This window comes from Streptomyces sp. Y309 (assembly GCF_056712025.1).
The window spans coordinates 1,119,783-1,142,235 of record NZ_CM160048.1 but is presented as its reverse complement, the minus strand read 5'-3'; the positions used below and the strand labels follow the sequence as shown (position 1 = coordinate 1,142,235).

Annotated in this window: 18 protein-coding genes; 13 read left to right on the top strand and 5 right to left on the bottom strand. The window is 70.3% G+C overall.

Annotation, left to right across the window (positions count from 1 at the left end; translation table 11 throughout):
- Positions 1-234 precede the first annotated feature (234 nt).
- Both AC0KTA_RS04110 and AC0KTA_RS04105 read left to right on the top strand, forming a co-directional pair.
- On the top strand, positions 235-1,002 hold the full coding sequence (locus AC0KTA_RS04110) for an alpha/beta fold hydrolase (RefSeq protein WP_481056303.1): 768 nt from the start codon (positions 235-237) through the stop codon (positions 1,000-1,002).
- 152 nt (positions 1,003-1,154) lie between these two features.
- A complete protein-coding gene (locus AC0KTA_RS04105; RefSeq protein ID WP_481056302.1) occupies positions 1,155-2,606 on the top strand; it encodes an amidase in 1,452 nt (483 codons plus the stop codon).
- A 77-nt stretch (positions 2,607-2,683) separates the two neighbouring features.
- On the opposite strand, the gene AC0KTA_RS04100 is transcribed toward AC0KTA_RS04105, so the two are convergent.
- A complete protein-coding gene (locus AC0KTA_RS04100; protein WP_481053711.1) occupies positions 2,684-4,291 on the bottom strand; it encodes an ArnT family glycosyltransferase in 1,608 nt (535 codons plus the stop codon).
- A 261-nt stretch (positions 4,292-4,552) separates the two neighbouring features.
- Here AC0KTA_RS04100 and AC0KTA_RS04095 point away from each other — a divergent pair, with 261 nt between their 5' ends.
- The 5 genes from AC0KTA_RS04095 to AC0KTA_RS04075 all read left to right on the top strand — a co-directional run bounded on the left by AC0KTA_RS04095 (position 4,553) and on the right by AC0KTA_RS04075 (position 10,452).
- Positions 4,553-5,989 carry a class I adenylate-forming enzyme family protein gene (locus tag AC0KTA_RS04095; RefSeq protein ID WP_481053710.1) on the top strand — a complete coding sequence of 479 codons (1,437 nt, stop codon included), beginning with the start codon at positions 4,553-4,555 and terminating at the stop codon, positions 5,987-5,989.
- 128 nt (positions 5,990-6,117) lie between these two features.
- Positions 6,118-7,095 carry an ACP S-malonyltransferase gene (locus AC0KTA_RS04090; protein WP_481053709.1) on the top strand — a complete coding sequence of 326 codons (978 nt, stop codon included), beginning with the start codon at positions 6,118-6,120 and terminating at the stop codon, positions 7,093-7,095.
- On the top strand, positions 7,095-8,411 hold the full coding sequence (locus tag AC0KTA_RS04085) for a cytochrome P450 (protein WP_481053708.1): 1,317 nt from the start codon (positions 7,095-7,097) through the stop codon (positions 8,409-8,411). The genes AC0KTA_RS04090 and AC0KTA_RS04085 overlap by 1 nt, the downstream gene beginning before the upstream one ends.
- Positions 8,412-8,464: 53 nt before the next feature.
- Positions 8,465-9,583 (top strand): agmatinase family protein, encoded by a 1,119-nt coding sequence (locus tag AC0KTA_RS04080; protein WP_481053707.1) that lies wholly within the window; start codon positions 8,465-8,467, stop codon positions 9,581-9,583.
- A 119-nt stretch (positions 9,584-9,702) separates the two neighbouring features.
- Complete coding sequence (locus AC0KTA_RS04075; RefSeq protein WP_481053706.1) at positions 9,703-10,452, top strand: thioesterase II family protein; 750 nt, start codon at positions 9,703-9,705, stop codon at positions 10,450-10,452.
- Positions 10,453-10,731: 279 nt separating this feature from the next.
- Here AC0KTA_RS04075 and AC0KTA_RS04070 read toward each other — a convergent pair whose 3' ends face one another.
- The gene (locus AC0KTA_RS04070; RefSeq protein WP_481053705.1) at positions 10,732-10,932 is read right to left on the bottom strand and encodes a hypothetical protein; all 201 of its coding nucleotides are present in this window, start codon (positions 10,930-10,932) and stop codon (positions 10,732-10,734) included.
- Positions 10,933-11,278: 346 nt separating this feature from the next.
- Here AC0KTA_RS04070 and AC0KTA_RS04065 point away from each other — a divergent pair, with 346 nt between their 5' ends.
- Both AC0KTA_RS04065 and AC0KTA_RS04060 read left to right on the top strand, forming a co-directional pair.
- Positions 11,279-12,628, top strand: coding sequence for a sensor histidine kinase (locus AC0KTA_RS04065; protein ID WP_481053704.1), 1,350 nt, complete (start codon positions 11,279-11,281; stop codon positions 12,626-12,628).
- Between the two features lie 9 nt (positions 12,629-12,637).
- Positions 12,638-13,300 (top strand): response regulator transcription factor, encoded by a 663-nt coding sequence (locus AC0KTA_RS04060; RefSeq protein WP_481053703.1) that lies wholly within the window; start codon positions 12,638-12,640, stop codon positions 13,298-13,300.
- A 160-nt stretch (positions 13,301-13,460) separates the two neighbouring features.
- Here the strand turns inward: AC0KTA_RS04060 and AC0KTA_RS04055 are convergent, their stop codons facing one another.
- Entirely contained in the window at positions 13,461-14,771 is a 1,311-nt protein-coding gene (locus tag AC0KTA_RS04055) for a sensor histidine kinase (protein ID WP_481053702.1), read from the bottom strand.
- A 196-nt stretch (positions 14,772-14,967) separates the two neighbouring features.
- Between AC0KTA_RS04055 and AC0KTA_RS04050 the strand changes: the two genes are divergently transcribed.
- From AC0KTA_RS04050 to AC0KTA_RS04040, 3 genes are read left to right on the top strand one after another with little or no spacing between them, the layout of a single operon-like run.
- Complete coding sequence (locus tag AC0KTA_RS04050; RefSeq protein WP_481053701.1) at positions 14,968-15,519, top strand: PH domain-containing protein; 552 nt, start codon at positions 14,968-14,970, stop codon at positions 15,517-15,519.
- A complete protein-coding gene (locus tag AC0KTA_RS04045; RefSeq protein WP_481053700.1) occupies positions 15,516-17,090 on the top strand; it encodes a PH domain-containing protein in 1,575 nt (524 codons plus the stop codon). Before AC0KTA_RS04050 ends, AC0KTA_RS04045 begins: the two co-directional genes overlap by 4 nt.
- A gap of 60 nt (positions 17,091-17,150) precedes the next feature.
- Positions 17,151-19,337 carry an MMPL family transporter gene (locus tag AC0KTA_RS04040; RefSeq protein WP_481053699.1) on the top strand — a complete coding sequence of 729 codons (2,187 nt, stop codon included), beginning with the start codon at positions 17,151-17,153 and terminating at the stop codon, positions 19,335-19,337.
- A 113-nt stretch (positions 19,338-19,450) separates the two neighbouring features.
- On the opposite strand, the gene AC0KTA_RS04035 is transcribed toward AC0KTA_RS04040, so the two are convergent.
- Together AC0KTA_RS04035 and AC0KTA_RS04030 are read right to left on the bottom strand one after the other, a co-directional pair.
- Positions 19,451-19,699, bottom strand: coding sequence for a DUF5988 family protein (locus tag AC0KTA_RS04035; protein ID WP_481053698.1), 249 nt, complete (start codon positions 19,697-19,699; stop codon positions 19,451-19,453).
- A 101-nt stretch (positions 19,700-19,800) separates the two neighbouring features.
- Positions 19,801-20,571: a hypothetical protein gene (locus AC0KTA_RS04030; protein WP_481053697.1), complete on the bottom strand. Its 771-nt coding sequence runs from the start codon at positions 20,569-20,571 to the stop codon at positions 19,801-19,803.
- 82 nt (positions 20,572-20,653) lie between these two features.
- On the opposite strand from AC0KTA_RS04030, the gene AC0KTA_RS04025 reads away from it, so the two are divergent.
- Positions 20,654-22,339, top strand: a complete 1,686-nt coding sequence (locus AC0KTA_RS04025) for a flavin monoamine oxidase family protein (RefSeq protein ID WP_481053696.1) — start codon at positions 20,654-20,656, stop codon at positions 22,337-22,339.
- The last annotated feature ends 114 nt before the right edge of the window (positions 22,340-22,453 follow it).

The window sequence follows — 22,453 nt, the reverse complement described above, 5'->3', positions numbered from 1 at the left end:
CGCGAGCGGACGGCGGCCGGGCAGCCGGAGAGCACCCGGCAGGCCCGGGCACCACAGCCCCCGGCCCCACAGCAGTCGGACGCCGCGCGCCGGCACTCCCCGGCACCGGAGGCGACGGCCCCCGCCGCGACCCTCCCGGCCGCCGACCCCCGCCCCGCGACCGGCCTCGCCGAGCTGTACGACGAGGCCGCACGGCAGGGCCGCGCCGACGACCTGATCCCGCTCCTGCGGACCATGGCGCAGTTCCGCGCCTCGTTCACCGACGAGGCCGAACTGGGCGCGCCGCGCGTCCCGTTCACGCTGTCCCGGGGCGCGGACCCGGTCGGCGTGGTGCTCTTCACGTCGTTCGTGGGCCGCTCCAGCGCGTACGACTACGCCCGCTTCGGCGCGTACTTCCGCGACCGGCGCGACGTCAGCGTGATCACCCATCCCGGTTTCCTGGAGGGCGAGTTGCTGCCCGCCGACAAGGAGGCCCTGGTGCGGCTGCACGCGGACACCGTGCTGCGGCACACCGGCGGCAAGCCGGTCGTGCTCGCCGGTCACTCCTCCGGCGGGCTCGTCGCGCACGCCGTCGCGCGGGAGCTGGAGAGCCGCGGCGCGGGGCCCGCGGGCGTGGTGCTCGTCGACACGTACGTCGAGGAGAAGGCGCTCGGCGACATGGCCGCCGCGATGGGCAAGCAGCTCAGCGACCGCTACGACTCCGGGCCGGTCACCGAGCACACCACCGAGGTCAGCGCGGACGCCGACGACTGGGGCGACGCCTGGGTCACCGCCATGGCCCGCTACATGTTCCTCGGCCTGCTGCCCGACCCGATCGAGGCACCGACGCTCCTGGTCCGGGCGAGCGAGCCGCTGCTGGAGTGGACCCAGGAGTACGACTGGCGGCCGTCCTGGAAGCTGGAGCACACCGCCGTGGACGTGCCCGGCACCCACTTCACGGTGATGGAGGAGCACTCCCGCACCACGGCCCGCACGGTGGAGGAGTGGCTGGACCGGCTCTGACGGACGGCCGGGCGGACCCGGCGGCACGAGCACGGTGAGGGCCCTGCCCCCGCAGAACGCGGGGGCAGGGCCCCTGGCGCACGGTGGTTGCGCGAAGCGGCATTTTCTGGCCTCTCAGAAGGGCCTATACGGTCCAAAACATGGACCAAAACATGGAGTGGAACCATCTGACGGCCGAAGAACTCGCGGCTGCTCTGCGTGCCGGTGACGTGACGTCGGCGGAGCTGACCGACGAGGCGATAGCCCGTATCGAGCGGGACGACAAGGACATCAACGCGATCTGTGTGCCGGACTTCGACCGTGCACGGGACGCCGCGCGCGACGCCGACCGGGCGCGCGCCCGCGGTGAGGACCGGCCGCTGCTCGGCATTCCGGTGACGGTCAAGGAGTCGTACAACGTCGCCGGGCTGCCCACGACCTGGGGCATGTCGGCGCACCGGAACCACCTGCCGGCCGAGGACGCGGTGCAGGTGTCGCGCCTCAAGGCCGCGGGCGCCGTGGTGCTCGGCAAGACCAATGTGCCCGTGGGGCTGCAGGACATCCAGAGCTTCAACGAGATCTACGGAACCACCAACAACCCGTGGAATCACGGTCGTACGTCGGGCGGATCATCCGGCGGCTCGGCGGCGGCCCTGGCGTGCGGATTCGGCGCCCTGTCCATCGGCTCCGACCTCGCGGGATCGTTGCGCACCCCCGCCCATTTCTGCGGTGTCTACGCCCACAAGCCGACACTCGGACTGGCGGCAATCCGCGGCATGGTCCCGCCGCCCGCACCGGCCCTGCCCACCGAAGCCGACCTCGCCGTCGTCGGTCCGATGGCGCGCTCTGCCCGCGACCTCACGCTCCTGCTCGACGTCATGGCGGGACCGGACCCGCTGACGTCCGGTGTGGCGCACGACTTGAGGCTGCCGCCCGCGCGCCACGAGCGGCTCCGCGACTTCCGGGTCCTGGTCCTCGACGAGCATCCCTGCATTCCGACCGGGGCCGCCGTACGGGCGGGCGTGGACCGGGTGGCAGACGCGCTCGCCGACGGCGGCGCCCGCGTCGAGCGGCACAGTCCGCTGCTGCCCGACCTGGCCGAAGCCGCCACGATCTACTTCCACTTGATGTTCTCGAGCACCGTCGCGCGTTTTCCCGTCGAGGCGTACGAGGAGCTGCGGACGCGCGCCGCCGGACTGAGCGCGGACGACCAGAGCCTCGATGCGGCACGGCTGCGCGCCATGGTGCTCAGCCACCGCGACTGGGTCGCGGCGCACGGCCGTCGTGAGCTCCACCGCAACGGCTGGCGGCAGCTCTTCGCCGAGTTCGACGCCGTGGTGTGTCCCATCACGCCCACTCCCGCGTTCCCGCACGACCACCACCCCGATCCGAGGGAACGCCGGCTCGACATCGACGGCGTCGAGTACCCGTACTTCGACCAGCTCGTCTGGGCCGGTGTGGCCACCATGCCCGGTCTGCCCGCCACCGCCGTGCCGGCGGGCCGGTCCCCCGAGGGGCTGCCGGTGGGAGTACAGCTCATCGGCCCGATGTACGAGGACCGGACCCCGCTGCGTCTTGCCGAACTGCTCGAGCAGCGGATCGGCGGCTTCCAGGCACCGAAGTAGGGCGCTCCACGCGAAGCGCTCGGCCGGGAAACCCCAGCCGAGCGCTTCGCCCTTCGCCGTGCGGTCCCTCAGGGGGATCAGGACAGGTGCCCGTAGTCCGGCCAGATCTTGGACCACGGCTTCTTGCGGCCGTCGAGCACCCACACGGGAACGCCGTCGACGAAGCTCTCGCCGGGGCCGCCCGCGGCCGTCGCCGCCTTCTTCACCGTCGAGAAGTACGGCTTGAGCTTCGCCACGTCGGAGCCCACGTACAGGACGGGGCCCGAGGAGTCGGCCGGTGCGCCGAAGTACCAGTAGCCGCGGTGGCCGCTGTAGGCGGGCGGCAGGTCGCGGTCGGGGCCGAAGTGGTCGACGGCGCCCGCCTCTTGGTAGTACTGCGTGACCACCACGGCACGCTTCCGCTCGGCCTCGGGCAGCGAGCGGTTCGCCTTGTCGACCGCGTCGATGAGCTTGGGCCAGCGCAGCGTCTCGGCGGTCATCGGGTTGTTGTCCGGCTGCTCGGTCTTCGTCACCTGCGACACCGGATACACCGGCAGTGACAGCGCCACCGTCACCAGCGCCGTCAGCGCGACGACCGGCCACGCGGCCAGCCACCGCCACCAGCGGGCACCGCCTCCGCGCGCCAGCTCGACCGCGCCTGCCGCCCACAGCGGCGCGAACGCGCCCACCACGTACGCGGGCCGGCCGCCGGTGACCAGGAAAACGGCCGTCAGACCGAGGAACGTCCACGCCAGGAACCGGTAGGGCGCGAGCCGCGGCGAGCGGAACAGCCGCACCAGGCCGTAGACCAGGACGACGGTGAACACGCCGCCGGACAGGACGATCAGATATGGCAGGAAGCCCGCGCGGCCGCCGAGGATGCCCTCGTCGGCGAGGACGGAGGACATCTCCAGCTGCGGCCAGTCGTGCTGCGCCTGCCAGATGAGGCCGGGCAGCGAGGTGACGACGGCGACGGCCGCGCCGAGCCACAGCGCCTTGCGGCGCAGCAGCTCGCGCGGGCCGACGACGAGCAGGCACACGGCCAGGACCGCCCAGAAGCCGACGATCAGATACTTGCCCTGCAGGGCAAGGGCCGTGGCAAGCCCGGCGAACAGCAGCAGCCGGTCCTCGCGGGTGCGCACCCAGCGCACCAGGAGCCAGTTGACCAGCGTCCACAGGAACAGGTCGACGGCCATCGTGGACAGCGCGTGCCCGCTGATCAGGACCGCCGGGGCGAAGCCGTAGGCGGCCGTGGTGAGGAGCTGCGCGCGGCGCTCCCCGCCGAACTCGCGGGCGATGAGGGCGGCGACGAGCGCGCCCGCCACGGTGAGCAGCACGGGCAGCAGCCGCAGCGCGAACAGCGAGCCGCCGGTCAGCGCGTCGATGCCGTGGGCGAGCAGCGGCAGCAGCACCGGCTGGTCCGCGTACCCCCAGCTCAAGTGCTGCCCGGCGCCCAGGAAGTAGAGCTCGTCGCCCTGGAAGCCGTAGCGCGTGCTGACCAGGAGCAGCGCCAGACCGGACGCGCCCGCGACCGCGCCGACCCAGCGACCGGCGAAGGGCGGCGGCGCGGAACTTTCCGGCGGCCGTGCCCCTTCCGCAGGCGGCTTTTCCCCCTGTTGGACTGCCGTCGCTCCCGGCTGCTCTTTATTCTGTTCCTGATCCTGCTCCTGGTCCGGTACTTGACCGGCTTGCGTCCGAACTCCCACCGGGGCCTCCGCGGCTTATGCGATACAGGGCGTAAACACCGTCGAAGGTAGCGCTTGGCACGGCCCGTCAGCTCGCCCCTGAAAGCGGCAAGTCGACTGCTCAGGGGCCGCTAGGGGGAAGATAGGGGTTCTGCTGCTCAGGCGGGCTCAATAACTTCTACCCTAGGTCCTCGGCGACTTGACCGGGGCGGGAGAAAAGCTCGACCTTATCGTCCTTATCGTGCCCGAAGATTCTCAGAACTGGGAAAGGGGGCGGCTTTGATGACACCCAACATATTCACGGGGGATTCGGCACGTACCTTCGCCGAATTCGAGCAGGACACCTTGCGGGTCGCGATGGTCCTGCGCGCACAGGGCGTCGGGCCGGGAGACCGGGTGCTGCTCAAGGCCGGCAACTCGGCGGCCTGGCTGAACGCGTTCTTCGCGCTGATGCACGTCGGCGCCTCCATCGTGCTCGTCGACCAGCAGGAGCACGCGCGCGAGACCGCGCGCATCGTCGAGCGCACCCGCGCCCGGCTTTGTCTGTACGACGACGACGCCCCCGTACCGGCGGAGACCCGCGACGCCGTCTACCTGTACAAGCTGCTCGTCGAGGCGTCCGGCCTGGTCCCGACCGAGCCGGCCCTCGACTTCGACGCGTGGTGCGCCCTGCCGGACGGCCTGATCATGTGGTCCTCCGGCTCCACCGGCACCCCCAAGGGCGTCGTGAAGAACGGCGGCCGCTTCCTGGAGAACCTGCGGCGCAACGCCGACCACATGGGGCACGGCAAGGGCGATGTGCTGCTGCCGCTGCTGCCCTTCGCCCACCAGTACGGCCTGTCCATGGTCCTGATCGCCTGGCTCGCCGAGTGCTCCCTCGTCGTCGCGCCCCACCGGCGGCTCGACCGGTCGCTGCTCATGGGCGGCCAGTGCGGGGTGACCGTCGTCGACGCGACCCCGGCCACCTACCGCAGCATGCTCAACCTCGCCCGGCGCCAGCCCGACGTGCGCGCCGCCCTGGGGGGCGTGCGCATGTTCTGCAGCGGCGCGGCCCCGCTCGACCCGGCGCTGTCCGACGCGTACGTCGAGGACTTCGGCAAGCCGCTGCTCGACAGCTACGGCAGCACCGAACTCGGCAACATCGCCTTCGCCACCATCGACAACCCGGTCGCCTGCGGCCGCGTCATGAAGGGCCTGGAACTGACGGTCCAGGACGACGACGGCAATGTCCTCGCGCCCGGCGAGATGGGCGAACTCGTCGTCGACACCCCCGACATGATGGCCGGCTACCTCGCCGAGGACGGCACCCTGGCCCCCGTCGAGCAGGGCTGGTACCGCACCGGCGACCTCGGTCACCTCGACGCGGACGGCAACCTCTTCGTCGCGGGCCGCAAGCTCGCCGTGCACCGCATGGGATACACGCTCTACCCGGAGATCATCGAGCGGAAGGCCGCGGTGGCGGGCTGCGCCGTCAAGGTGGTGGCCCTGCCCGACGACGCCCGCGGCAGCGAACTCGTCTTCTTCGTCGAGGACCCGGCAGGCCGGGAGGCCGCCGAGTGGCGCGCCCGCATCAAGGACGCCCTGCCCTCGTACGAGCACCCCAACCGGGTCGTCGTCATCGACAGCTTCCCCCTCAACCGCAACGGCAAGCCCGACCGGCGCGCCCTGGAACAGCGGGCCGCCGAGCGGGCCACGGAGGAACTCGCCGCCTCCGCCTGAGACCCCCCGGGTGCGGCCCCGTTCGCGTACGACTGCCCCCTGCGCGAACGGCCGGCCGCTCCCGGGAGACCGGCGCAGCCCCCCCCCACGTACCACCAGAACCACCCGACGGACCAGACAGAGCGGACATGATGACGACCGACCAGGCACGCAGCGCCGTGGTGTTTCCGGGCATGGGGCCCTCGCGCTTCACCGACGTGGGCAAGTTCATGATGATCGACCCCTTCGTGCGCAAGCGCCTCGCCGCCGCCGACGAGGCACTGGGCCGCTCGGTCCTGGACGGATTCCGCACGGCGGGAACGGACTTCGGGGAATTCGCCCAGGTCGCGTTCTTCATCAACTCGGTGGCCCTGGCCGACCGGGCCGTCGAGACCCAGGGCCTCGAGCCCGACGTCTGCGCCGGGTTCAGCTTCGGCCAGAAGGCGGCGACCGCGTTCAGCGGGGCACTGCCGTTCACCGAGGCCGTCCGCCTCACCCATGAACTCGCCCTCTGCGAACAGCGGTTCTTCGAGGAGGAGCACCAGGACCTGGTCACGCTCACCCTCACCCGCGTGCCCCAGTCAGCGCTCCAGGAGGTCCTGGGCGAACTGGCCGAGCGCGGCGAGTTCCACGAGGTCTCCGGCCACCTCGACGAGGGCATGCACATGGTCACGATGCGCGAGCAGGTCCTGGAGTCCTTCCAGCGCCGCATCAGCGCCGTCGGCGGCTACTCCCTGTACTCGATGAAGCCGCCCGCGCACTGTCGGACCCTGTCGGGCCTGCGCGCCCGCGCCGAGGAAGAGGTCCTGGCCAAGTTCGACCTGGCCGACCCCGAACTGCCGGTCGTCGCCGACCACGACGGCTCCCTGGTGACGAGCGCGGACCAGATGCGGACGCTGCTCCTCGACACCTTCGACCACCCGGTCCGCTGGCATCCCGTCGTGGACACCCTGCGCGACCAGGGCGTGCGCACGGTCCACGTCACCGGCCCCGACCGGCTCATCCACCGCCTCGACATCACCACCCGCCACTTCGACGTCGTGGCGCTCGGGCCCGAGCAGGCCCTCAGGCCCGCCCGGCCCTCCGCCCGGTCCGCCGCCTCGTCCTCCGCGCACAAGGAGCAGTGATGGCCACGCTCATGGACAGCAAGTCGGCCGGGTTCAAGTTCAGCGCCAAGCTCGGCGCGACCCGCGCGATCCTGCGCGCCTTCGGCCTCTTCGGCGACCCGTTCACCCATCTCCTCCAGGGCCGCGAGGACCCGTATCCGCTGTACGAGAAGGTCCGTCGGCGGGGCCCCATCCACCGCAGCCACCTGGGCAGTTGGGTCACCGGAAGCCACGAGCTCGGCAGCAAGATCCTGCGCGACCGTGCCCTGTTCCTCAACCGCGAGCAGGGCGGCGTGCCCGGGCACGAGATGATGGAAGAGATCCCCTGGAACAGCTCCATCCTCGGCCTCGACCCGCCCGACCACACCCGCCTGCGCCGCCTCGCGCAGCCCGCCTTCGGCCCCCGGATGATCAGCAAGTACCGGGTCCAGGTGGAGAAGCTGTGCCACGGCCTGCTCGACCAGCTGTCCGCCCGCGACGGCTTCGACCTCATCGAGGACTTCGCCGGGCCGCTGCCCCTGCTGGTGATCGGCGAACTTCTCGGCGTGCCCGAGGAGTACCACGAGCGGTTCATCCGCGCCGGCCGCAAGGTCGGGCCGGTCATCGACGGCGTCAAGTCCCTGAAGATGGCCCGCGAGTTCCGCGGCGCCGTCGACGACCTCGACCAGGTCTTCACCGAACTGATCGCGCTGCGCGCAAAGGACCCCGGCGACGACCTCATCAGCCGCCTCACCGTGGCCAACGGCGAGGGCAAGCTCACCACCGAGGAACTGCTCGCCTTCTGTACGGTCCTCGCGGTCACCGGCTTCGAGACCACCACCAACCTCATCGGCAACGCCGTCCTCGCCATGACCGGCGACCGCGCCCAGTGGGACCTGCTGCGCGACGACCCGGACCTCGCGCCGCGCGCCGTCGAGGAGACCCTGCGCTACGACTCGCCCGCCCTGCAGGCCCAGCGCGTCCCGCACGAGGACATCGCGCTCGCCGGCCACCACATCCGGGCCAACAGCTCCGTGGTCGTCCTCATCGGCGCCGCCAACCGCGACCCCGAGGCGTACGAGGAGCCCGACCGCTTCGACCTGACCCGCGAGAACCCGGCCGAGCACCTGTCGTTCTCCGGCGGCATCCACTACTGCATCGGCGCCCCGCTGGCCCGCATGGAGGGCGAGACCGCGCTGCGCGTCCTCGCCGAACGGCTGCCCGACCTGCGGGTCGCCGGGCCGGTGCGGCGCCGCAGCTCGCCGGTGATCAGCGGCTGCACCCGGCTGCCCGTCACCGGCAGCGCCCCGAAGGGGCGCGGGGAACTGCGCGACCAGCCACGACGGCCCGCAGGCTAACGACGGCCCATCGTGGCAATCACAGCGAAGCGTTTGCGTATCCGAGGAGAGAGATGAGCGAGACACCCGAGTCCGAGGCCTGGCGGCGGGAGGTCGATCGCTCCACCTTCCCCCGGCGCGACCCCGGCCCCATCGACCTGCGCCGCTACTACGTCCAGCCGTCCTACTCGGGCGTGCCCACCTTCATGGGCGTCCCGCTCGCCCTCACCCAGGAGGACCTGCGCGCCGGCGGCGTCGACGTGGCCGTGGTGGGCTGCCCGGTGGACGTCTCCAGCGGACACCGGGGCGCCGCCTACGGGCCGCGCGCCATCCGCGCCGACGAGCGCTACCTCTACAGCACGCCCGAGGGGTTCGTGCACTCCGCGACCCGCGTCAACCCGTTCAACATCCTCAAGGTCGTCGACTACGGCGACGCGGCCGTCGACCCCTTCGACATCACCCGGTCCATGGAGCCCATCCGCGGCCTGGTCCGCGAGATCGCCGAGGTCGGGGCCCGGCCGGTCGTGCTCGGCGGCGACCACTCCCTGCTGTGGCCGAGCGTCGGCGCCCTGTCGGAGGTGCACGGTCGCGGCTCCATCGCCGTCATCCACTTCGACGCGCACCCCGACTGCCACGAGGAGCTGTTCGGGCACCGCGCCACCCACACCACGCCGATCCGGCGCCTCATCGACGAGGAGATGGTGCCGGGACCGAACATCATCCAGGTCGGCATCCGCACCATCTCCGGCCCCGACGACCAGCTGTTCAACTGGATGCGCCGGGCCGGGATGCGCTCCCACTTCATGGCCGAGATCGAGCGGATCGGCTTCGCCGCCGTCATCGACAAGGTCATCGAGGAGGCCCGCGCGGTCGCCGACCACGTCTACCTGTCCCTGGACATCGACGTCCTCGACCCCGCCTTCGCACCCGGCACCGGCACCCCCGAGCCCGCCGGGCTCACCACCCGCGAACTGTTCACCGCGCTGCGCCGCATCGCGCACGAGACCGACCTGATCGGCATGGACGTGGTCGAGGTCGCCCCCCACCTGGACGCGGGCTACTCCACCGCCATGAACGCCCGCCGGGCCGTCTTCGAGGCGCTGACCGGTCTCGCCCTGAACCGGATCAAGATTTCCAGCAAGAACTACGCGAACCCGATCGTGGCCGGTGAAGTCCGCTTCCCGCTCAAGTGAACCCGGGCGTACACCGCTCACGTACCGAAGGCGGGCCACGGCCCGCCTTCGGTACGTTCAACTCCTGCTCCACCCTTACGTCCTGCCGAGATTACGATGACCACGATGGGAACCCCGTCATGACGACAGCCGCCGCCGACCTGTGGGTCCGCAGCTATCACCCCACGCCCGACGCCACCGCCCGTCTCGTCTGCTTCCCGCACGCCGGCGGCTCGGCCACCTTCTACTTCCCCGTCTCGGCCGCCCTCAGCCCGGTCGCCGACGTGGTCGCCGTGCAGTACCCCGGCCGGCAGGACCGCCATGCGGAGAAGGGCATAGAGACCATCGCGGAACTGGCGGACCGCGCCACCGAGGCCCTGCTGGCCTACGACGACTCGTCGCTGCCGCTGACCTTCTTCGGCCACAGCATGGGAGCCGTGCTCGCCTTCGAGGTGGCCCGCCGTCTCGAACAGAACGGCCGGGCCCCGGTGCACGTCTTCGCCTCCGGCCGCCGCGCCCCCTCCAGCCACCGGAACGAGAACGTCCACCAGCGCGACGACGACGGCGTCATCGCCGAGATGCGCAGCCTCAGCGGCACCGACCCGCGGATCCTGGGCGACGACGAGGTGCTGCGCATGGTGCTGCCCGCGATCCGCAGCGACTACACCGCCATCGAGACCTACCGGGCCGAGCCGGGCGCGCAGATCGGCAGCCCCATCACCGTCCTGGTCGGCGACGACGACCCGCGCACGACCCTCGACGAGGCGCGCGCCTGGGAGCCGCACACCCTGGGCACCTTCGACATGAAGGTGTTCCCCGGCGGCCACTTCTATCTGACCGACCAGGCCCAGGAGGTCATCGCCCTCCTCAAGGCGCACTTCACTTCGTAGCTTCCAGGACCTCGTAGCTGCGAGGACCTCATAGATTTCAAGGTCTCGTAGATTTCAAGGCCTCATAAAAAGACTCTTGGCGGGGAGGTCACCACGCGTGTGTACGTGGTGACCTCCCCGCCAAGCCGCTTTTGCCGCCATATGTTTCACGGGCATGACAAACCCGGTGGCCAGTTACGGGGGAGAACCGGCCACCGGGAATCTGTGTCCCCCGCAGCAGCAGGGGAGGGGGGAAGCACCCTTGGGGGAGGGGGCGCTCGTTGTGTCAGTTGTGAACGGTCAGTTGTGAACGGCCTTACGGGAACGTGAACTCGCGCAGAACGCGAGGACGACGAGACCCACTACACCGATCACCAGGCTCACCCACGAGGGCGTGTCATCGCCCAGCAATGCCGTGACACCGAATTTTGTGTCCCAAATGCGCTCGGTCAGGAATGAACCGAATCCCTGAACCGCCAGGACGATGCCGACCCACAGCATGTCGCTCCTCAAAATTTCTGTTCGGGTGAGCAGTCTTGTGCTTCTCGCTCTGCCAACAAGAACTATTCAACCAGTGCGGGCCCATGGCGGGGCAGAGGGAAACGTAGGTACCACTACCGACGAAAGTAGTGACCGAGTACGGCGTTCCCCCTCTCGTGGACCTGGCGCGCCGCCCGGCGCAGCTGCACGGCCGTGGCGGCCCGGGCACCGCACGGAGCTCACGAAAGCCGCTAAGAGGGCGTTAAAGTCCCAGGTCAGAGCCGGGATTACGGTCTGGCGGCGGTACGCATTAAGCTCTCCACGACCCACTGAGCGCGAAGCCGACATGTACGGGGGTGGGCTTGTCGTGCAGCCAGCAAGGACAACCGGAGAGCAGCGGTCCGACGCGACCCCGGAGGCGCCCGACCAGCCCTCTGCCCAATCCTCCGGCCAGTCCTCCGTCAAGCGGTCCCGCAAGCGCCCCTCGCTGCGCCCCACCTCCTCCGACATCGTCCTGCTGACCGTCCTGATCGTGCTGAACGTCGTCGTGGCCGTCTGGAACGAGACCCACCACGAGGGTCATCCGCGGTTTGGGCCGTGGGCGGGGTTGGGGTTGCAGGTGGGTGTGGTGGTGGTGTTGGTGGTGCGGCGGGTGTGGCCGTTGGTGGTGTTGGGTGTGGCGACGGTGTCGGCGGTGTTGATGTCGTTGTCGGTGTGGTGGGTGCCGGGGTTGTTGGTGACGTCGGTGGATGGGTCGGGGGTGTGGGTGCCGTTGGCGGCGCCGTTTGCGGCGTATTCGGCGGTGGTGTATTCGTCGCGGCCGCGGGGTGCGTGGGTGTTGACGGGTGTGTTGACGCTGGTGGCGACGCGGTTGTGGGAGTTGTCGTTTGCGGTGGCGGCGTCGGGGGTGTTGTTGACGGCGGTGCCGGCGTTGTTGGGGATGTATGTGGCGGCGCGGCGGGGGTTGATTGTGGCGTTGACGGAGCGGGCGGAGCGGGCGGAGCGGGAGCAGTTTTTGTTGGCGGAGCGGGCGCGGGCGGAGGAGCGGGTGCGTTTGGCGGGGGAGATGCATGATGTGGTGACGCATCGGGTGTCGTTGATGGTGTTGCAGGCGGGGGCGTTGCGGGTGGTGGCGTCGGATGAGCGGGTGCGGGCGGAGGCGGAGGGGTTGCGGGCTGCGGGGTGTCAGGCGTTGGAGGAGTTGCGGGATTTGGTGGGGGTGTTGAGGTCGCCGGAGAGTGCGGCGGGGTTGGTGGATGCGGGGTCGGGTGTGGGGTCTGGTGTGGGTGGGTCTGGTGTGGGGTCGGGTGTGGGGGTGGGTGATTGGGGGTTGTCGGTGTTGGTGGAGGAGTCGCGGGCGGTGGGGGTTGAGGTGGAGTTGAGTGAGGTGGGGGATCGTTCGGTGTCGTCTCCGGTGGTGGCGCGGACGGCGTATCGGATTGTGCAGGAGGCGTTGACGAATGTGCGCAAGCATGCGCCGGGGAGTGGGGTGCGGGTGGAGGTGCGGTATGAGGCGGATCGGGTGCGGTTGAGGGTGCGGAATTCGGCGCCGACGGCGGTGGTGGACCGGGAGCTGGCGTCGAGTGGTTCGGGGAGTGGGTTGAAGGGGCTGCGGCAGCGGGTCGAGCTGGTGGGCGGGACCTTCGAGTCCGGACCCCGCCCCGACGGCGGCTTCCACGTCGAATCCGTACTGCCGCTGGAAGGTCCCCATGGATAGACTGTCGACATGGGTCATGAAGTCGTAAAGGTGCTGGTCGTTGATGACGAACCCATGGTCTGTGCGCATTTGAGAACGATTCTCGGCTCGGCCGAGGATATCGACGTCGTCGACGCGGCCCACGACGGAGCCGCCGCGGTGGAGGCCGTGATGCGGCATCGCCCCGATCTCGTCCTCATGGATTTGCGGATGCCGGGCGTGGACGGCCTCACGGCGATCGAATGCATCATGAAACTCGACCAGCCGCCAAAGGTCGTCGCGCTCACCACATTTGACGCCGACCAGTATGTGATGCGGGCGCTGCGGAGCGGTGCGAGCGGATTTCTTGTGAAATCGACTCCGCCCGAGGATCTCATCGGGCTCGTCCGGGTCGCCGCCGACGGCCACACCGTCCTCTCGCCCGTCGCGATGCGCCGCATCGTGGCCGCCTCGTCCGACGAGGACGCGGCGCGCGAGCGGGCCAAGGCGCTGGTCGGCAAGCTCACCGAGCGCGAGACGGACGTCCTCACCTGCCTCGGCGAGGGCCTGTCGAACGCCCAGATCGCCACGAAGCTGTTCCTCAGCGAGGCCACGGTCAAGGGCTATGTGTCCCGCATGCTCGTGAAGCTGGAGTGCACCAACAGAACGCAGGCGGGACTGCTGGCCTACGACGCGGGTCTCGTCACCCGCTGAGGGCCGCGGGCCCCGGTGGCCACGTACTCCTCACGTCGAACATAGGGGTGGGCCGGAACCAAGGTTCCGGCCCACCCCTATGTTCACCTGCCCGCTTGCCGCGTACGCGACCTACCGACCTGCCCGCGTACGCGACGTGACCGTTCGGCGGTCCGGCGCGTCACTCGTTGAAGGCCCGGCCCGCCGGCGCCGGCGGGCCGTCCGTGCGGATCCAGGTCACCGTCGTCGGAACGTACGTGGGCAGCACCGACTTGACGTGGAAGCCGCCGTCGGGGCGGGGTCCGGACTCGAAGGTCCCGCCCACCAGCTCGACCCGCTGCCGCAGCCCCTTCAACCCACTCCCCGAACCACTCGACGCCAGCTCCCGGTCCACCACCGCCGTCGGCGCCGAATTCCGCACCCTCAACCGCACCCGATCCGCCTCATACCGCACCTCCACCCGCACCCCACTCCCCGGCGCATGCTTGCGCACATTCGTCAACGCCTCCTGCACAATCCGATACGCCGTCCGCGCCACCACCGGAGACGACACCGAACGATCCCCCACCTCACTCAACTCCACCTCAACCCCCACCGCCCGCGACTCCTCCACCAACACCGACAACCCCCAATCACCCACCCCCACACCCGACCCCACACCAGACCCACCCACACCAGACCCCACACCCGACCCCGCATCCACCAACCCCGCCGCACTCTCCGGCGACCTCAACACCCCCACCAAATCCCGCAACTCCTCCAACGCCTGACACCCCGCAGCCCGCAACCCCTCCGCCTCCGCCCGCACCCGCTCATCCGACGCCACCACCCGCAACGCCCCCGCCTGCAACACCATCAACGACACCCGATGCGTCACCACATCATGCATCTCCCCCGCCAAACGCACCCGCTCCTCCGCCCGCGCCCGCTCCGCCAACAAAAACTGCTCCCGCTCCGCCCGCTCCGCCCGCTCCGTCAACGCCACAATCAACCCCCGCCGCGCCGCCACATACATCCCCAACAACGCCGGCACCGCCGTCAACAACACCCCCGACGCCGCCACCGCAAACGACAACTCCCACAACCGCGTCGCCACCAGCGTCAACACACCCGTCAACACCCACGCACCCCGCGGCCGCGACGAATACACCACCGCCGAATACGCCGCAAACGGCGCCGCCAACGGCACCCACACCCCCGACCCATCCACCGACGTCACCAACAACCCCGGCACCCACCACACCGACAACGACATCAACACCGCCGACACCGTCGCCACACCCAACACCACCAACGGCCACACCCGCCGCACCACCAACACCACCACCACACCCACCTGCAACCCCAACCCCGCCCACGGCCCAAACCGCGGATCCTCTTCCCGGGGAAAGCCGCTCCAGAAGGCGACGAAGACGTTGAGTGCGACGAGTGTGGCGACGAGGATGGTGTCCTGAACGGCGCTGCGGCCCAACCATCGAATCGGCCCTATCACGCGGTCACCCTACTGTCGCCCGCGCGCCCCGGAAGCAGACGTGGTCCCTACGAAACAGCGGAGCGTACGAAAGTGGGTAGCGCGCCGCTGAAGTTGCAACCTTGGTCGCTTCCACTCCACACGAACCGCTCTGCCTGCCTCGCCGCCCCGCTTGTTTGGCTGTTCCGGAGAGAACAGCCAAGGGGCCGGAGGGGCAGTGCCACAGCAGATGCGGCAGACACCACGAGACAGGCCGGAGGCGGTCCCTGACGCCGCCGTGCCGCGCCTGCTCGCGGAGCCGAGGCCCGGCCGCCGCCCGGACCGGCGTGCCGTCCACTGGTGGCTGACGCAGAACCTGCTGGTCGTCGTGCCGGTCCTCGCCGGGCTCGCGGCCCTGGCGCTGCTACCGGACGCCCCGTCCTGGTCGTGGGCCGCCTTCGCGGTCGTGTGCCCGCTGGGAGTCGGCTACGCGCTGCTCACCCCCTGGTACCGCTACCGCGTGCACCGGTGGGAGGCGAGCACCGAGGCCGTGTGCGCCACGTCCGGCTGGCTCACCCGCGAATGGCGGGTCGTGCCCTTCACGCGCATCCAGACCCTGGACACCAAGCGCGGCCCGCTGATGCAGCTCTTCGGCCTGTCCGCCGTGACCGTGACGACCGCGTCCGCGGCGGGCCCGGTCACCATCGACGGCCTGGACAAGGACCTCGCCGCCGCCCTGGTCCAGGACCTCACCGAGCGCGTCCGCGCCCTGCACGAGGACGGCACGTGAGCACGCGTACACCGGTGCTCGACGCACCCGAATCGCCGCAGCCGGACGCCGGACAGCCATGGCAGCGGCTCCACCCCCGCATGATCGTGGTCAGCGTGAGCTGGCTCGTGGGCCCGGCGGTGCCGCTGCTCGGCGCCATCTTCGTGGCCCGTGACCTGCTCAACGCGCACGGCCTGATCGTGCTCGGCTCCTACATCGTGGTGGCCGGCGTGCAGGCGGGCCACGAGTGGGTGCGCTACCGGACCACCCGCTTCCGGATCACCGACGGCAAGGTCGAGCTGCACTCCGGCCTCTTCTTCCGTACCGACAAGTCGATTCCCCGCGACCGCGTCCGCAGCGCCGACCTGACCGCGAACCCGGTGCACCGGCTGTTCGGGCTCGCGGCCGTCAAGGTCGGCACCGGTCAGCACACCGCCCGCAGCGAGGACGACGAGCTGGTGCTCGACGGGATCTCGCGCGAGCAGGCCCTCCAGTTCCGCGCGCTGCTCCTGAGCCGCGGCGGCGCGACGCACCCCGACGGCTCCGCCGCGAGCCCGGCGCTGCCCGTGCCGCTCGCGCGGCTGCGCTGGTCCTGGGCCCGGTACGCGCCGCTGACCGTCACCACCGTCGCCGGGGTCCTGGCCGTGGTCACCGGCGCCTCCAAGCTCCTCGACACCCTCGGCCTCGACCTCACCGACAGCGGCACCGCGCGGGACGTCTGGGACTGGCTGACCTCCGTGCCGCCCGCCCTGGCCGTCGCCGTCGTCGCGCTGGTGCTGCTCGCCGTCGGCGTCGCGGGCTCACTGGTGACCTTCGCCGAGGCCTGGTACGGATACCGCCTCGAACGCGAACCGGAGGGCTCCCTGCACCTCGTCCGCGGACTGCTCACCTCCCGGTCGGTGTCCGTGGCCGAGCGGCGGATCTGCGGCGTGGAGCTCACCCGGCCGCTGCCGCTGCGGCTGCTCGCCGCGGCCCGGCTGAACCTCCTGGCCACCGGGCTCGGCGGGCACAGCGCCCGCTTCTCCAACCCGGCGCAGCTGATGCCCGCCGCGCCGCTCGACTCCGCGCACCGGATCACGGCGGACGTCCTCGACGAGACGACTTCGCCGATCACCCGGGCAGCGCTGCGCGGTCACCCCCGGCCCGCACTGCGCCGCCGTCTGGTGCGCGGATGCCTGCTGGCCCCGGCCGCGGCGGCCGCCCTGGCCGGGGCCGGTGCGGCAAGTGGACTGCTGCCCTGGTGGACCGTCGCCGCGGCCGCCCTGCTCACCGCGGCCTGCGGCGCCCCGCTCGCATGGGACGCCTACCGCGGCCTCGGACACGCGCTGCACGGCGACTACCTCGTCGTACGGCAGGGCACGTTCGTCCGCCGCACGGTGGCGCTCAGGCGCGACCGGATCGTCGGCTGGACCGGCAGGCAGTCGTACCCGCAGCGACGCGCCGGGCTGTGCACGCTGACCGCCACCACCGCCGCCGGGAAGGGCGCGGTGCGGATCCGCGACATCGGCGTCGCCGAGGGCCTCGGCCTCGCGGAGGCGGCGCTGCCGGGCCTGCTCAGACCGTTCTGCGATACGCCGACGGAACTTCCCTGACCCCACAAAGCCCCTGAAAGACCAAGTACTCCGGTGTGTTCCGGAGTGGAGGAAGGAACCGTGTTCAAAGCACTAGGACGTTTCGTCGTCGGCCACCGATGGCTGGTGATCATCGGCTGGCTCATCGCCGGGGCGGCCGTCATCGGCTACGCCCCGTCGCTGACCACCACAACGGATCAGGCAGAGTTCCTTCCCAAGCACTACGAGTCGATCCAGGCGCAGAAGATCCAGGAGAAGGCGTTCCCGAAGGGCTTCAGCCCCTCGGCGATCGTGGTGTTCACACGCGAGGACGGCAAGCCCCTGGACAAGGCCGACTCGGCCGAGGTCACCAAGGTCGGCAAGGCGCTCGCGGCCAAGAAGTACGAGAAGGTCGAGCAGGTCATCACGGCGCCGCCGTCGCCGCACAAGAAGGTGCAGACGGTGATGGTGTCGATGGCCGACGTGAAGGCGGGCGACAAGGGCCAGCAGCACGCGGTCGAGGACATGCGCGACGACCTCAAGCCGCTCGTCGCCGATTCGGGGCTCAAGGTGGGCGTCACCGGTGACGCGGCCACTCAGCTCGACAACGAGGAGGCGTCCAAGAAGGCCGACGGGCTGATCTTCATCGGCACCATCGTCCTGATCGTCGTCCTGATGACGATCATCTTCCGCAGTCCGACGATCACCGTCCTCACCATCGTCGGCATCACGCTGGTCTCTCAGATCGCCAACGGCCTGATCGCGATCGCCGCCAAGGAGTTCCACCTCAAGGCCGACAGTTCGGTGTCGTCCCTGCTGATCGTGGTGCTCTTCGGCGTCGGCACCGACTACATCCTGTTCCTGATGTTCCGTTACCGGGAGCGGCTGCGGCTCGGTGAGGATCCGAAGACCGCGATGATCTCCGCCGTCGGGCGGGTCGGTGAGGCCATCGCCTCGGCCGCCGGAGCCGTCATCGTCTGCTTCCTTGCGCTGCTGCTGTCCTCGCTCAGCTTCCTGGTCTCCATGGGCCCGGCCCTCGCCATCGCCATCGGCGTGACCCTGCTCGCCAGTCTCACCCTGATCCCGGCGATCATCTCGCTGATGGGTACGAAGGTGTTCTGGCCGTCGAAGTCGTGGCAGCGGGAGCCGCGCGCGGCCCGCTTCGAGGCCGTCGGCAAGTCGGTGGCGCGCCGCCCCGGACTGTTCGTGATCGGCTCCGGAGTGCTGATGATCGTCCTCGCCCTGGGCGCGTTCGGCTACAAGCCGACGTTCGCGAGCCAGGAGGACGAGAACTCAAAGAAGGAGTCGCAGGTCGCGCTGCACACCATGAGCAAGGACCTGCCGGCGGGCAGCACCAACCCCAGCACCGTCCTGATGCGCTCCACCAACGGCGAGAAGCTCCGCAACGCGGACATGAAGGCCTTCATCGCCGAGCTCAAGCAGGTCAAGGGCGTGGGCAGCGCCTCGCGCACCCAGCTCAGCAAGGACGGCACGACCGCCGAGTTCAACGCCGTCCTGACGATGGACCCCAACGGCCGCGAGGCGATGGACGTCGTACGCGGCCCGCTGCGCACCGCCGCCCATGAAGCGGCCCCGCCGGGCACCGAGACGAAGGTGGGCGGCGTCACGTCGGTGTTCGTCGACATCAACAAGGCCGTCAACCGGGACTTCTCCGTGGTCTTCCCGACCGCGGCGGCGCTCATCATGCTCATCCTCGGCCTGCTGCTGCGCAGCATCGTCGCGCCGATCTATCTGATGGTGTCGGTCGCGCTCGGCTTCGGTGCCACGCTCGGCGCCAGCGTGCTCCTCTTCCAGCAGATCCAGGGGCAGTCGGGCCTGACGTTCTTCCTGCCCGTCATCATGTATCTGTTCGTGGTCGCCATCGGCACCGACTACAACATCCTGATGGTCGCGCGGCTGCGGGAAGAGGCGAAGGAAGGGCTCGGCCCGCGTGAGGCCACCGCCAAGAGCATCCAGCACGCGGGCCCGACGGTGGCCGCGGCCGGTGTGATCCTCGCGGGTTCGTTCGCGTCGATGATGCTCGCCAGCGATGTCTCGCTCGCCCAGATCGGGTTCGCGGTCGCCTTCGGCATCGTCATCGGGGCGTTCGTGATGGCGATGTTCTTCACGCCCGCGCTCACCGCCCTGTTCGGGCGGGCCGCGTGGTGGCCGCGCCGCATCAGGCCGCGGCAGCCGCGGCAGGGTGTGCCACCGCACGCGGGATCCCACCATCAGCCGCCGGTTCCGGCCCAGGGCGGCTCGTACGCCCCGCGCGGCCGACGCGACTGACCGACGACCCCCACGAGAATCGTGCCCCACCGCGCAATGCGGTGGGGCACGATTCTCGTGGGGGGGGCTATCCGAAGCCGGGCTCTCGCCTTACTCCGTCCAATCCATTCCGCCTACTCGGCGATTTTTGTGCGGCCGACCCAGCGCAGCTTCAGGGGGCCGGATTCCTCGTCGTGGGTTTCCGCCGCTTGGAAGCGCACCGGGGCGTCGATGAACTCGTAGTGCTCATAACCGTTCCCGAGCCGAATCTTGATCTTCTCCGTGGAGCAGATCACTTCGTTGAGATCGGCGAGGACGACAGTCCCGGAAAGCGTGCTCGGACCGCCTTCGAGGTGGACGGAGTTCAATGTGATGGCGGACATGCTGTTGTCGATTCCTCGCATGGGTCACCTCTCGTCTTGGCACCTCGGACGTGTGAGATTGTTCTGCGGTACGCGGGGTTCGGATAGCCCCACGGCACCCCTCAACAACCCCTATCGCCCGGCTGCTTCACGAGCAGGTGCTCCCTGGGGTGTTCACGATCGCACAGTCGACGGCTCGGGTCGGAACTCGCCGATCCCTCCGAACCGGCCGAACGGCCCGCGAGCTCACTGAATTTCTCCCCGAGGGGCTGAATGACGTTCTTCTCGACCTCGTAGTAGCTCGTGAGCGCCGACAGCGGCACCCGGCGCAGGTGCCAGCGGCCCGCGAGGTTGCAGCCGATCGCCGAGTTGGGCGTGAAGTGGCCGGTCAGCCAGCCGTGGTGTGCGCCGTCGAGGGTGTGCTCGAGACGGAAGTGGTTGAACAGGCTCTGCGCGGTGGTGCGCACCGTCTCGCCCGGATCCTGCGGCCGCGGGTCGGCCACGCCGAACCAGCACTCGGGCTCTCCGGCGTCCTTCACGTAGGCGTCGTTGAAGCCGAGCCACGGCCAGACGAAGGCGATGTGCCGGGCGTGCGCCGTGCTCACGTCGTCGGCCCGCCGCCCCTCGGGGATCCGGTCGGCGTCGATGTAGAAACGGCCGAGCCAGCTCGGCAGCCACAGGTAGTACGGGTAGGAACTGTCGTCGGAGAGCAGATAGCTGTTGGCATTCGAGAACAGTTCGTTCCCGGCTATGGGGCGAAGCCGCACCCCGTACTCGGGCAGGCTGAAACGCACGCTGAGGACTTCGAAGAACGACCGTACGTCCTGGAAGTAGGCGGCCAACGTGCCATAGGCGTCCGCGGTTTCGGCGACGACATCCTTGCGGAAGATCATGAGTTTCTCTCCAGCGCGCTCAGGAGTGCTCACACGTGCGGTCCGGTCCGAAAAGGGAAGGGGGAACCGAATGTGCTAAGACGTGTACGTGAACGCGACTGTAGATCAACAAGAGAGCGCGGTAAACCATGCAGTGGCAAACACGGATACGCGGGCGCCCGCGCGAACTCACCGGCAGTTTCCGGCCGTTCCCTGGCTTGACGTCGCGATAGTCGGCGCGGGAATCGGTGGATCTCTCGTGGCCCATCGTCTCGCGCGTCACCGGGAACGCGCCGGTGAATTCCGGCCCGAACAGGTGGCGCTCTTCGAGCGCACGCACCGGGTGGGCGGCCGGCTGTGGTCGGAGCCGATGGGGGACGGGCTCATCGCCGACCTCGGGGCGATGCGCCTGCACCGCGGACTGCGGCAGGTCCTCGACGTCGTCCAGGAGGCAGGCCTCGCCTCCGACCTGGTGCCCTTCGACTTCGGCCGGCCCGAGAACCTCGTCCACGTACGCGGAGTGAGCCTGCGCCAGAGCCAGTTGACCGACCCGGCGGCACTCCCGTACGACTTGGCGGACGACGAGCGCGGCCTGAGCCCCGGCGAGCTGGTCCTGCGCGCGGCGAACACGCTCGTCCCCGGGTTCACCGAGCTGCGCCGGTCCCACCACGAGGCGCTGGCACAGGGCGACGCGTGCCGGGCCGCGCGATGCGCCGCCGAATTCCGCAGAGGGAGCGACCAAGTGGCCCTCGACGGGCGCCCGTTGAGGCAGGCGACGTACCCCGAGGCCCTGCGGTCGGTGCTCGGCGCCGAGGCCCTCGCGCTCCTCCACGACACGGGCGGCTACGACATCGTCTCCAGCGGCGAGAACGCCGCCGAACAACTCGGCATCCAGTTCCGCACCCCACCCGACGCCGAGTACGTGACGCTGCGGCATGGCATGCAGAGCCTTCCGCTCGCCCTGTGCGACCGGTTCACGGCGGCCGGCGGCAGCCTCCGCCTCGGACACCGGCTCCTGCGCGTCGACCGCGCGACGCCGGGAGCCCCGGGCCGCGCGGTGCCGGACGACGCCCCGCCCCCGGGCCCCGCCCGCTACCGCCTGACCTTCGCCCTGGAGGACCCCGAAGGCCGCGCCACCGGGGAACGCGTCCACGTCCACGCGCGCACCGTCGTCCTCGCCCTGCCGCAGGGACCGCTGCTCCGGCTCGACCAGGACGGACTGCCCTTCACACCCCGGCTGCGCGCGGACCTGGCCGCGGTCGAGGCCGTGCCCGCGCACAAGCTCTTCCTGCTGTACCGGACGGCGTGGTGGCAGCGGCTCGGCATGACGCGCGGGCGCGCCACGACCGACCTGCCGCTGCGGCAGCTCTGGTACGGCGGCACCTGCCCGCCGCCCGGCCCCGCCCGCGACGACGGCCCCGCGCTGCTGCTCGCCGCCTACCCGAGCGGTCCCGCCGGAAGGGAGTGGGGCGCCCTGCGCGAGCCCGGCGCCAGGGCCGGGCACGCCCACCGCCTGCTCGCCCGGATGCACGGCCTGCCGCACCTGGAGGCCCCGCTGTCCGCCCTCGCGCAGGACTGGGGCAGCCCGCCGCACGACGGCGCGTGGCACGTGTGGCGCCCGGGGCACGACCCCGACGCCGTCGCACCCCGGGTCCGCACCCCGCTGCCCGGCGAGGCGGTGCACATCGTCAGCGACTGCTGGACACCCGACCCCGGATCGGTCGAAGGGGCGGTCGCCGGTGCGGAGGCCGTGCTCACGGAGCACTTGGGGTGCGGCGGGTGCACTTGAGGCGCGGTCGGCCGGCGTCGCCGCGGAGGCGCGCCGCAAGGTAGATTCGGACTACAGGTTCATCCGGACACCGATCCACCGGGATCGGGATACGGGGTTCATTCGGCTGTGGCG

What these genes read in the sequence shown, in the direction of transcription:
- AC0KTA_RS04030 (WP_481053697.1), bottom strand. Translation starts at nt 20,571, where the DNA reads ATGATCTTCCGCAAGGATGTCGTCGCCGAAACCGCGGACGCCTATGGC.
- AC0KTA_RS04060 (WP_481053703.1), top strand. Translation starts at nt 12,638, where the DNA reads ATGGGTCATGAAGTCGTAAAGGTGCTGGTCGTTGATGACGAACCCATG.
- AC0KTA_RS04095 (WP_481053710.1), top strand. Translation starts at nt 4,553, where the DNA reads ATGACACCCAACATATTCACGGGGGATTCGGCACGTACCTTCGCCGAA.
- AC0KTA_RS04070 (WP_481053705.1), bottom strand. Translation starts at nt 10,932, where the DNA reads ATGCTGTGGGTCGGCATCGTCCTGGCGGTTCAGGGATTCGGTTCATTC.
- AC0KTA_RS04105 (WP_481056302.1), top strand. Translation starts at nt 1,155, where the DNA reads ATGGAGTGGAACCATCTGACGGCCGAAGAACTCGCGGCTGCTCTGCGT.
- AC0KTA_RS04075 (WP_481053706.1), top strand. Translation starts at nt 9,703, where the DNA reads ATGACGACAGCCGCCGCCGACCTGTGGGTCCGCAGCTATCACCCCACG.
- AC0KTA_RS04110 (WP_481056303.1), top strand. Translation starts at nt 235, where the DNA reads ATGGCGCAGTTCCGCGCCTCGTTCACCGACGAGGCCGAACTGGGCGCG.
- AC0KTA_RS04085 (WP_481053708.1), top strand. Translation starts at nt 7,095, where the DNA reads ATGGCCACGCTCATGGACAGCAAGTCGGCCGGGTTCAAGTTCAGCGCC.
- AC0KTA_RS04080 (WP_481053707.1), top strand. Translation starts at nt 8,465, where the DNA reads ATGAGCGAGACACCCGAGTCCGAGGCCTGGCGGCGGGAGGTCGATCGC.
- AC0KTA_RS04035 (WP_481053698.1), bottom strand. Translation starts at nt 19,699, where the DNA reads ATGTCCGCCATCACATTGAACTCCGTCCACCTCGAAGGCGGTCCGAGC.
- AC0KTA_RS04090 (WP_481053709.1), top strand. Translation starts at nt 6,118, where the DNA reads ATGATGACGACCGACCAGGCACGCAGCGCCGTGGTGTTTCCGGGCATG.